The organism is Streptomyces sp. OR43 (assembly GCF_008042275.1).
GTDB lineage: Bacteria > Actinomycetota > Actinomycetes > Streptomycetales > Streptomycetaceae > Streptomyces.
Genome location: NZ_RDBK01000043.1, coordinates 1463410 through 1474071, shown reverse-complemented (window position 1 = coordinate 1474071; position 10662 = coordinate 1463410). Strand labels below are relative to the sequence as shown.

Sequence of the window (10662 nt, the reverse complement as noted above, 5' to 3'; positions counted from 1 at the left end):
GGTCCTGACCGACAACGGCGCCTGCTACAAGTCCTACCTCTGGCGCGAGACCCTGACGGCGGCCGGGATCACCCACAAGCGAACCCGGCCCTACCGGCCACAGACCAACGGCAAGGTCGAACGCCTCAACCGCACCCTGCTCGACGAATGGGCCTACGCAAAGCCCTACCGATCAGAACAGGAACGACGCGACGCCTTCCCCTACTGGCTCCACTCCTACAATCACCACCGCGGCCACACCGCGCTCGCCGGCAAACCACCCGCCAGCCGCGTCCCCAACCTCACAGGGCAATACACCTAGGGCCTTTCGTTCGGATCCCTTCGGCCGTATCCCTGCGGGTTCATGGGCGGGGAAGGGGACGGGGAGTACGGCGGGTTCGTGTAAGGGCCGGGGAGCGGGTGGTACGGCGCGTTCGCGTACGGCGGCGCGCCGTGGGGCTGCCCGGCATACGGGAGCGCGGGCTGCGCGTACGCCGGGTGCGGGTACGCACGGTGTGCTGCGGGCGCGGACCGGGGGCGCAGGCGGCCCGTGGCCTGCGCCGCGAAGGTCAGGGCCGGGCGGGCGGTGTCCTTGCGCTGCCACAGGTGGTGCAGCAACTCCCGCTCGCGTTCGGCGAAGTCCGGGCCCGCCGTGCCGCGGCGGGCCTGGCGGCGCAGAAAGGCCAGTGAGGTCGCGAACGACTCGTACTCGGCCACCGCCCGGGCCGCTTCCCTGCCCCGGGCCTTCACTTCCTTCCGCGCCGCGCCGGATATCGGAGGGTGGGCGTGCGCGGGGCCTTGGGCGTGTGCGGGGCCCTGGGCGTGCGCGGGAGCGTATGCCGAATGGTGGGCGTGGCTGTGGGGCCTGCCGTACGGGCCCTCGGCCGCCGCCGCCGCCGCGCGTCGGCGGGCGATGTCCCTGGCCATGCCTCGGGCCCGCATCGAGGAGAGGGCGAGCGGTTCGGCGGGGGACAGCCAGCCGGCCGCCGCGTACTCCGGCAGTTCGATGCCGAGGGTCCGCAGCTCGCGCAGGCGGGCCCACACCGCCAGCCAGGTCACCAGCCCGAAGACCGGGACCATGAAGGCCCCGTACACGGCGTAGAAGCCGTACGGGCCGAACGAGGACGAGCCGTTCCACAGGGCGTGCATGCCCATGGCGAGGAGCAGCCCCAGCAGCGGGAGCACGAGGCGCCGGACCCGCTGATGGCGCGCACTGCTCGCGGCGATCCCGAAACCGATGCCGGTCAGCACGGTGAAGAGCGGATGGGCGAACGGCGACATCACCGCACGTACGAAGAACGTCGCCGCGGTCACCGAGGCGAAGCCCGAGCCGAGCTGCTGGTCCTCACCGAAGGCGTTGCCCAGATAGAGGATGTTCTCGGTGAAGGCGAAACCCGTCGCGGTGAAGCCGGCGACGACCACGCCGTCGACGATCCCGCCGAAGTCCCGTCGCCGGAACAGGAAGAGCAGCAGTACGGCCGCCGCCTTGGCGCTCTCCTCCACGACGGGCGCTATGACGGTCGCGCCCAGAGTGTCCGCGCTGCCCGGGTCGGCCGTGGCGATCCAACGCGTCGCGAACGAGTTCGCGAGGATCGCGACCAGGGCTGCCGCGCAGGCTCCCCAGGCGAAGGCGAACAGCATGTTGCGCCACGGCCCCGGTTCGACCCGGTCGAGCCAGCGGAACGCCGTCATCAGCACCGGGACGGGCAGCACGGCCAGACCCAGCCCGACGAGGAACCCGTGCGTCCCCGTCTGATCGCGGACCAGGGCGAGGATCACCAGGCCGCAGAGCGCCAGCACGGTGAAGACGGCGACGACGCGGAGCGTCCTGCTCCGCCACAGCATGCCGACGCGGCGCGGACGGTAACGCCACTGGCTCCGGTCCGGCCCAGCGGTCAGGACCTCGCCACCGGCCAGCTGCTCCTCGAGCGACGGGACGGCCGGCTGAGACTGTCGCTGCTGCTGAACAGACCCGTCGGACATCCCACGACCCTAACGAGCGGCACTGACAACGGCCATGGCGCGTGGTCCTCTCCCCTGACCGCGGAAGGCCACCCGGCCCCGGAGACTACTCGGCCCCGGAGACTACTCGGTGCCGGAGACCGTCCGGCGTCGGAGTCCGTCCGGTCCTGGAGGCCACCCGGCCCCCGAGACCACCCGGTCCCGGACACGGCTGCCCCCCGGCCTTGTCAGCGGCGGGCGAAGAGCAGGTCGTGCACCACGTGGCCCTTGTCCAGGCCCTGGCCCTCGAACCGCGTCAGCGGCCGGAACGCGGGCCGTGGCGCATAGCCGCCGTCCGCCGCCGTGTTCTCGAAGCGGGGGTGCGCGGTCAGCACCTCCAGCATCTGCTCGGCGTACGGCTCCCAGTCGGTCGCGCAGTGCAGGACCGCCCCGGGCTTCAGGCGCTGCGCCGCCAGGTCGAGGAACTCCGGCTGGATCAGCCGGCGCTTGTGGTGGCGCGACTTGGGCCACGGATCGGGGAAGTACACCCGCAGGCCGTCCAGCGCGTCCGGCTCCAGCATCTCGCGCAGCAGGATGATCGCGTCACCGTTGGCCACCCGGATGTTGGACACGCCGTTCCGGTCCGCGAGACCGAGCAGGTTGCCCTGCCCCGGGGTGTGCACGTCGACCGCGAGGATTCCGGTGCCCGGGTCGTCGGCGGCCATCTGCGCGGTGGCCTCGCCCATGCCGAAGCCGATCTCCAGGACCACCGGAAGCCCGTCGAAGAGCTCGGGCAGATCAAGGACGCGCAGCCCGTCGATGTCCAGGCCCCACTTCGGCCAGAGTCGCTCCAGGGCGTCCTGCTGGCCGGGCGTGACCCGGCTGCGGCGCGGCTGGAAGCTGCGGATCCGGCGCTCGTGGTGCGAACCGGCCGGATCGGCCGCGGGTCCGCCGGGGAAGCGGGGCTCCTGGCGCAGTCGGCGCGCACGGTCCAGGGCCGCGGCGCGCAGGTCGTCCGGGATCCCGGCGGTGGCGGGCACGGGGTCGCCCGCGCCCGTGGAGGCCGTGCCGTCCGTCCCGGTGGCGTCCGTCCCGGTGGCGGGCGGATCGATGGCGGACGGATCGGTGGGGAGCGTCCCGGAGGGGAGCGTGCTGTCCGTCTCGGCAGCGGCGTCGCCGGGCGTCGCGGGGGAGGGGTTCAAGGGCTCAGACACAATGCCCTGATTCTACGGCGGGCGGCTTCCACCCCGTCCCCTGTGCCCGGAGCAGCGCCCTGCGTGCCACCTCCCGCCCAATGGGCAGCGCGGCCGTGGCGGCCGGCGAGGGGGCGTTGAGCACGTGCACGGTGTGCGGGGCCTCACGGATCAGGAAGTCGTCCACCAGCGTGCCGTCCCGCAGCACCGCCTGGGCCCTGACCCCGGAGGGGGAGGGGCGCAGGTCGTCCTCCGTCACCTCCGGCAGCAGCCGCCGCACGGCCGCGGTGAACGCACGCTTCGACAGCGAGCGGTGCACCTCGCCGGCCCCGTACCTCCAGTGCCTGCGGGCGATCTGCCAGGAACCCGGCCAGCTCACGGTGGACAGCAGCTCCCGGGGCCGTACGACCGGCCAGCCGTATCCCTCGCGGGCCAGCGCCGGCACCGCGTTGGGTCCGACGTGGACGCTGCCGTCGTGGCCGCGGGTCAGATGCACGCCGAGGAACGGGAACGCCGGGTCGGGCACCGGATAGACGAGGCCGCGCACCAGCTCGGGACGGGCCAGCTCGTAGTACTCCCCCCGGAAGGGCACGATGCGCATTCCCGGGTCGTCCCCCGCCAGCCGCGCCACCCGGTCGCAGTGCAGCCCCGCGCAGTTGACCAGCACCCGGGCGCGCACCACCAGGCCGTCCGCCGTCCGTACCGCGACGCCCCACGGCCGCCGGTCGATCTCCGTGACCTCGGCGCCGAACCTGATCAGGCCGCCGCCGCCCCGTACCTCGGTGGCGAACCGCTCGGCGACCGCGCCGAAGTCGCACACCCCCGTCGTGCCCACCCGGATCGCGGCGAGTCCCCGCACCCGCGGTTCGTACTCCGCGATCTGCGCGGGCCCCAGCTCGCGCACCGGCAGCCCGTGCTCGCGGCCGCGCTGCACCAGGGCGTGCAGCCGGGGAAGCTCGGCGCGGCCGGTCGCGACGATCAGCTTTCCGGTCACGGCGTGGGAGATGCCGTGCTCCCGGCAGAAGTCGACCATCTCCGCCGCGCCGCGCACCGCGTACCGCGCCTTCAGCGAGCCCGGGGGGTAGTAGATACCGCTGTGGATCACCCCGCTGTTGCGCCCTGTCTGGTGGCGCGCAGGGGCCCACTCCTTCTCCAGCACGGTCACCCTTGTGCCCGGCGCGGTCCGCGTGATCGCATACGCGGCCGACAGGCCGACGATCCCGCCGCCGATCACCAGCACATCGCAGTCGTACGCCGCGTGCGTCATCATCACGCCACCTCCCACCCCGATAGTGCACTGACCCACTGACAACGCACTCAAACCACTGCGGGCACAGCGTGGCGAATCCCGCACCCGGCCCGGCCGGGTGCGGGACCCGGGACCGGGCCGGGTGCGGGGCCGGCTACGCGGGGGCGACCAGCAGCGGGCGGGCGCGCTCCCGCAGCTCGACGACGCGCGGCTCGTCCCCGTAGGCCTCCAGGCGGTGCAGCAGGTCGCGCACGTACTCGGTGGTCCGGGCGGACGAGATACGGCCCGCGACCTCCACGGCCCGGGTGCCCGCCGCGCAGGCCGCGTCCAGGTTGCCCGACTCCAGTTCGGCGACGGCCGAGACGACGAGCCGCAGACCGTGCGAGCGGACGAACTCCTCGGTGGGTCTGGACAGCGCCTGCTCGGTGAAGCGCCGCACCTGCCGTGGAGCCTTGAGGTCGAGGTGGCACTCCGCGGCGTCGGCGGCGAAGCGGTCGTACGAGTAGAAGCCCAGCCACGACGGGTCCGCGTCGCCGTCCCTGGAACGCTCCAGCCACCCCTCGGCCGCCTTCAGCGCGGATCCGGCGGCCGGTGCGTCGTTCGCCTTCGCATGGGCCCGGGCCTCCACGAGGCGGAAGAAGCTCATGGTGCGTGCCGTCGCGAGACCGCGGTTGCGTTCGACCGCCGCCTGCGCGAGGTCGACACCCTCGTCGGCGAAACCGCGGTAGGTCGCCTGGAGCGACATGGAGGCGAGGACATAGCCGCCGAGCGGTACGTCGGCTGCGGCCCGCGCCAGGCGCAGCGCCTGGATGTAGTAACGCTGGGCCGCTTCCTGCTGGCCGGTGTCGAAGGCCATCCATCCGGCGAGCCTGGTCAGTTCGGCGGCCGCGCCGAAGAGCGCCCGGCCGACCTCGTCACTGTACGAACCGAGCAGGAGCGGCGCGGCGTCAACCCGTAAGCACTCCGGGACCATGGACGAACGCCAGTCCCCGCCGCCGTACTTGGAGTCCCAGCGGCGCGCGTCCTGAGCGGCTTCCCGCAGTTTGGACACATCGCTGTGGCCGACCCGCAGCGGCGAGACGGCGTGCGTGGAATCCGGGCCCGGCTGGACGGGGATCGAAGGGCTGTGCCCGGACAACAGCGAAGCGCCGGCATGAAGAGCAGCGCCGGGCGGAAGAGAAGCGCCGGGCGGAAGCGTGCCGGGCGCCAGTGCCGCACCAGGTGCGTTCGGCGTCCCGTGCGCCCCCGATGCGCCCTGCGCGCCGCCCTCTGCGCTGTGCCTACCGCCGTGAGTACCGCTGTGTGTACCCAGGATCGCCGCGACCGCCGCAGTCGAGGCGCGGGCCACCGACGGGTCGGCGGGGGATATCAGCCAGCGGGACGCGGGGGTCGCGTAGGCACTCACCGAGAACGAACCCGCCAGCGACTGCCAGATCCCGCCACTGCCCGCCCGCCGCCCGGCCAGATCCAGCCGGTACAGCTCGGTCGCCGAACGGACCGCCTCACCCACATCGCGGGGGAACGCCAGTCCGACCTCCGGCGCCGGGTCGGCGTCGGCCAGCCCGATCTCGTGCAGCGGGACCGGCCGGCCGAGCTTGGCACCGATCGCCGCGGCGATGAGATGGGGCGCGGCGCCCTGCGGCACCATGCCCTTGGAGACCCACCGGGCCACCGAGGTCTTGTCGTACCGAAGTGTCAGTCCGCGCTGCGCCCCGAGGTCGTTGACCCGCCGGGCGAGCCCGGCGTTGCTGATTCCCGCGAGGGCGAGAACGGTTCCGAGCTTGTCGTTCGGTCCGCGTTGCTCCCTGGACATGCGCCACCCCTCGACACACAGACGGCAGCCGCGTCACCGATGCGGCGCGCGGCATTCGTACCGGGTTCTCCCCAGGGACGAACCCCGGCACTCCGGCCGCACACGCATTTGGCCGAGCCCCGAGGAATATGCCGCCCTGCTGAGAACACCAGTAAACCCAGCGTAGTTCGCCGCATCCCTACCGTTAAGGGCTGGACGTCCGTATGGCGGGATTGTTGTCCGTACCGGCCACGCGCGAGGGTCGGCGGCAAACAGGGCGGCGCGAGTGACGCACGAGGCGGGCCGGGCGACCGGGAGGCCCGTGCCGCGCGAAGGAAGGGCGGAGGAACTGCGGAGGGAACGCGGGGGCGCAGGGGAGGGTCTGTGGAGTCCCTCCGTGCTCCCGTGCGGAGATCGCCTGGGTGGCGCCCGGAGGGTTCGGCCGGGGCTGTGGACGGGCTTTCGCGCGTGGSCGGTAAGGCGTGGTGCCGGCTCTCCGGTTGCCCGCCGACCAGCCAGGACCCGGGCGCCGGGGTGCTTCCGGCGCCCGGCCCGTACGGTCTCCGAGGCCTTCGGTCGGGCCCTCGTCCGGGGTGTCGGCGCGTGCTCCTGGCGTGTGGCCGTGCGCCCGGCCGTGCGCTCTGGCCCGGTCCTGGCGGGAGCGCTTGCATGGGTGCTGCGTGGGTCGGCCCGCTGCACTGGACGCAGCGGGCTGGGGGAACACCGTCGCCTCATTCCCCGCAGGCGGCGGACCGGTCCGGGGGGCGGACTGCGCCTCCCGGACCTGGCGTGGAGCGGGTGATAACACTCGCTGTTCGTGGGGGCCCCGGGGTGACCGCCGGGCCCTTCCCGAGCCTTTCCCAGGTCTTTCCCAGGCTCTTCCGGTCCCGGACGGGGTGTGCCGCGGGCCTCGCGGTACACAGAGTGAAACGGTACGAAAGCCTGCAAACGCATCCGTGATGCGCTGGTCGATCGGTTCCGGCGCCTCCTGAAATTGGCCGGATGTCGCCGGTCGGGCGGGGTTGGGCCGACGGATTCGCGGACATCCGGCTCGCCGTCAAGGTGAGGTGCCGGCCGTGGCCGGATCCGGGCCGTTGTGCCGGGACAGGCGTGGGAACCCAACGCGCGGGAGCCGCGGCTCCGTTGCCTTCGGAGCCGACGCGCGCGGGCCGTTCACGGAACGCCAGGTCCGGCTGCCGCTCTCCGGCCTTTGCCAGGGGCGCATGCACTCGCGACGTGCGCCGTCCGTAGCCACTCCTGCGCGCCGTTGTCGTGGCAGCATGTCCGCAACGGCGCCGCGCGTTACCGGAGTTCTCCCGATACTGCCCTGCTGCGCCCTTTTGTCCACAGCCTGTGGAGGCGGCGATGCGTTGGTTGGTGGGTTGGAGCAGTATCGCCGCGAGCTTCGGCACGGTCGGAGCGGTCGGCGGCAGTGACGAGGGGCGCACGATGCACCCCGTGGGCTCCCAACTCCTGTGGGGGGACCCGGATCCGCTCTGGGCGGTGGGCGACTGGCGGCCCGACGAGATCCGAACCGTCCGGGTGGACACCACCGAAGGCGCCCCCACCGCACGGCTCGCGGTCCTCGGCTGCTGCGGTGCCACGGACGAACAACTGCGCGTCGGCCTGCTCGCCGCACGCGGCGGAGCGCTGCGCCACCTCACCGCCTGGACCGGCAGCTACACGGCAGTCGTCCAGATAGGCCGCCGGATCACCGTGGCCGGCGACCTCGCCGGAGCCCGCCCGGTCTTCTACACGCCCTGGGCCGGCGGCACCGCCTACGCCACGGCCGCGCTCCCGCTCGCCGACCTGATCGAGGCCCAGCTGGACATCGGCCACCTCGCCGCCCTGCTCGCCTGCCCCGAAACCCCCGAAGCGCTGCGCGACGGCACTCCGTACGAGGGCGTGAAGCGCATCCCGCCCGGGCACGCGCTCATCCTCCGCGAGGGCTCACGGGAGATCACGGGGTACGAGGCGGTGGCCTCCCTCGCCGTGGCCGCGCCCGAACTCGACCCGGTGAGTGCCGTCGACGGGGTGCGCGACGCCCTCGTCGAAGCGGTCCGCGCCAGACTCCTGGCTCCGCGCCACGCACCGGAGACCCTGCCGCCCGACCCCGGCCCCGTCCCCGGGATGGGCCCCGCCGAACGCCGCGCGGCCCGGGGCGCGCCCGTCCCCGGTATCGGCTCCGACCTCTCCGGGGGCAGCGCGTCGGCGACGCTCGCCCTGCTCGCCGCCGGGCTGCCCGGCCTGCCCGGGACGATCCTCGGCCACGGCACGGGCGCGGGGGAGCGGCTGCTCGCCGTCACCTTCAACGACCTGACGACCCGCGCCCACGAGGACGAACTCGAACGCGCCAGGGTCATCGCCACCAACCCCAGGCTGCACCACGTCGTGGTCGCGGCCGGCGAGGAGGCGCTGCCCTACGCCGACCTGGACCTGGCGAGCGGCCCGCTCACCGATGAACCCGCCCCCTCCCTCGTCCTCGTCGAACGCAACCGCCGCCGCCTCTCCGCGGGCAGCGCGGACCACTTCGTGGGCGACGGCGCCCGGCAGGTGCTCGACGCCCATCCGGCCCGCCTCGCCGACCTGCTGATCGATCGCAGGCGGCGCCATCTGGTGCGCCCCGTCGCCGCGCTGGCCAAGGCCGAAGGCCCGTCCGCGCACTCCCTGTTCGTGCCGCTGACCGTGTACCGGGCGGCGCGCCGACTGGCCCGCACGTCTTACCGCACCGGTCTCGAAACCGCGGCCGGCCGGCTGCCCGACGCCAACCGCCTCACCCCTGACCTGGACACCCCCGCCGACGCCTCGCTCGCCGCGCTGACCTGGTCCCGCCCTGGCCCCGCCGCCCGGTGGCTCACCGGAGAGGCACTGGCAGAAGTATCGGTTCGCCTTCAGGAAGCGGCAATCCGCCCCACCTCCGTCCAGCGCCCGGGCGAGGCCCGGGCCAGAGCCGCGCTCGCCCGGCACGCCGCCGGTCACCGCATCCTGGAACAGGCCGCCGAGGTCCGCAGCCAGCGGCTGCACGCCCCGTTCCTGGACAACCAGGTCGTACGCGCCGCCCGCGCGCTCCCCGAATCCCTCCGGGTCCAGCCGGGCGCCCGCGCGGCGATCCTGCGGCGGGTCCTGGCGGGTGCGGGCATCCACGAGCTGCCGCCCGGCTGGGGCACCCCGTCCCAGGCCACCTCGACCGCCGTCACCCGGACCGGTCTGCGCGCCTCGCTGCCCGAGCTGATCGCCCTGTTCGACGCCCCGCTGCTCGCCGACGCGGGCCTGGTCGAGGCCCGCGTCGTCCGCAAGGCCCTGCGCGCGGCTTCCGAGGGGGAGCCCCTGCCCCTGGACGGCCTGGCCGACCTCGCCTCCACGGAACTGTGGCTGCGCCGCCTCATCTCGCGGCGCGGCACCTGCTGGACGGGGACGGCGGCGCCACGGCAGCGCGCGGTCGCCGGCGGGGTGGCCCCGGCCCGACGGTCGTTGCAGGGATAGTCGGTGGGAGGCCCCGGCCTGACGGCCGCCGCGGAGGAGTGGGTGGGCGGCCCGGGTGCGGTAGTTGGTGCAGAGGATGGCTGGAGTGGCCCGTAGGTTCGGGCGCGGTGGTTGCTGAGGGACGGCCGGGTGGCGCGCAGGGCTGGGTGCGATGGTCGCTGTAGGCGTGGCCCGTAGACCTGGGTGCGATGGTCGCCGCAGGCCTGGGTGCGGGGGGCGGCGCAGGGGTGGCCCGCAGGCCCCGGCCCGACGGTTGCCGCAGGCCCCGGGTCCGCTGCGCGTGAGCCGGTGAGGCGGTCATGGCCCCGTTGCCCGGGCGGCGGGACACAATGGCGGAGTGCGGTATCTGATCCTGGGCGTCACGGAGGCGCGAGACGAGCGCGGCGCTGCGCTGCCTCTCGGCGGTGTACGGCTGCGTGCCCTGCTCGCCGCCCTCGCTCTGCGGCCCGGCCGCGCCGTACCCGTCACCGAGCTCGTCGAGGACGTCTGGGCGGATGAGCCCCCTGCTGACGCCACCGCCGCGCTTCAGGCCCTCGTCGGGCGGCTGCGGCGGGTGCTGGGCAAGGACGCGCTGACCAGCGGCCCCGGCGGCTACCGCCTTGCCGCCTGTCCGGAGGACGTCGACCTGTACGTCTTCGAGCGGCTCGCCCGGCAGGGCGGGGCGGAACTGGAGGCCGACGCCCCGGCGGATGCCGCCCGTACCCTGCGTACCGCACTCGCCCTCTGGCGCGGCCCCGCACTCGCCGACCTGCCCGACGGGGACCACGGCCACGCCCTGCGCCCCGAGGCCCATCGGCTGGCCGCACTGGAGCGCCGGATCGAGGCCGATCTGCGCTGCGCGGCGTCCGGGATGCCCGCGGTGCCGGGGGCGCCCACGGTTCCTGCGGCGACCATCGCACCCAGGTCTACGGGCCACGCCTACAGCGACCATCGCACCCAGCCCTGCGCGCCACCCGGCCGTCCCTCAGCAACCACCGCGCCCGAACCTACGGGCCACTCCAGCCATCCTCTGCACCAACTACTAC

The 10662-nt window shown here is 74.0% G+C and carries 7 protein-coding genes; 3 read left to right on the top strand and 4 right to left on the bottom strand.

Going from position 1 to position 10662, the window contains the following annotated elements; all coding sequences use genetic code 11:
- Window positions 1-301, top strand: a 301-nt coding sequence (locus EAO72_RS25205; RefSeq protein WP_148022026.1) for an integrase core domain-containing protein, incomplete at its 5' end; no start/stop codon positions are given.
- On the opposite strand, the gene EAO72_RS25200 is transcribed toward EAO72_RS25205, so the two are convergent.
- The 4 genes from EAO72_RS25200 to EAO72_RS25185 all read right to left on the bottom strand — a co-directional run bounded on the left by EAO72_RS25200 (window position 298) and on the right by EAO72_RS25185 (window position 6175).
- A complete protein-coding gene (locus EAO72_RS25200) occupies window positions 298-1962 on the bottom strand; it encodes a PrsW family intramembrane metalloprotease (protein ID WP_148019514.1) in 1665 nt (554 codons plus the stop codon). The two genes, EAO72_RS25205 and EAO72_RS25200, sit on opposite strands and share 4 nt — an antisense overlap.
- A 206-nt stretch (window positions 1963-2168) precedes the next feature.
- Window positions 2169-3032, bottom strand: a complete 864-nt coding sequence (gene trmB, locus EAO72_RS25195) for a tRNA (guanosine(46)-N7)-methyltransferase TrmB (protein ID WP_410090542.1) — start codon at window positions 3030-3032, stop codon at window positions 2169-2171.
- Window positions 3033-3126: 94 nt separating this feature from the next.
- A complete protein-coding gene (gene lhgO, locus EAO72_RS25190; protein WP_148019513.1) occupies window positions 3127-4383 on the bottom strand; it encodes an L-2-hydroxyglutarate oxidase in 1257 nt (418 codons plus the stop codon).
- Window positions 4384-4516: 133 nt separating this feature from the next.
- Complete coding sequence (locus EAO72_RS25185) at window positions 4517-6175, bottom strand: sporulation protein (protein ID WP_148019512.1); 1659 nt, start codon at window positions 6173-6175, stop codon at window positions 4517-4519.
- 1344 nt (window positions 6176-7519) lie between these two features.
- On the opposite strand from EAO72_RS25185, the gene EAO72_RS25180 reads away from it, so the two are divergent.
- Both EAO72_RS25180 and EAO72_RS25175 read left to right on the top strand, forming a co-directional pair.
- Entirely contained in the window at window positions 7520-9637 is a 2118-nt protein-coding gene (locus EAO72_RS25180) for an asparagine synthase-related protein (RefSeq protein WP_148019511.1), read from the top strand.
- Between the two features lie 337 nt (window positions 9638-9974).
- On the top strand, window positions 9975-10662 hold a 688-nt coding region (locus tag EAO72_RS25175; protein ID WP_261991632.1), incomplete at its 3' end, for an AfsR/SARP family transcriptional regulator.

What these genes read in the sequence shown, in the direction of transcription:
- EAO72_RS25200 (WP_148019514.1), bottom strand. Translation starts at nt 1,962, where the DNA reads ATGTCCGACGGGTCTGTTCAGCAGCAGCGACAGTCTCAGCCGGCCGTC.
- lhgO (WP_148019513.1), bottom strand. Translation starts at nt 4,383, where the DNA reads ATGATGACGCACGCGGCGTACGACTGCGATGTGCTGGTGATCGGCGGC.
- EAO72_RS25185 (WP_148019512.1), bottom strand. Translation starts at nt 6,175, where the DNA reads ATGTCCAGGGAGCAACGCGGACCGAACGACAAGCTCGGAACCGTTCTC.
- EAO72_RS25180 (WP_148019511.1), top strand. Translation starts at nt 7,520, where the DNA reads ATGCGTTGGTTGGTGGGTTGGAGCAGTATCGCCGCGAGCTTCGGCACG.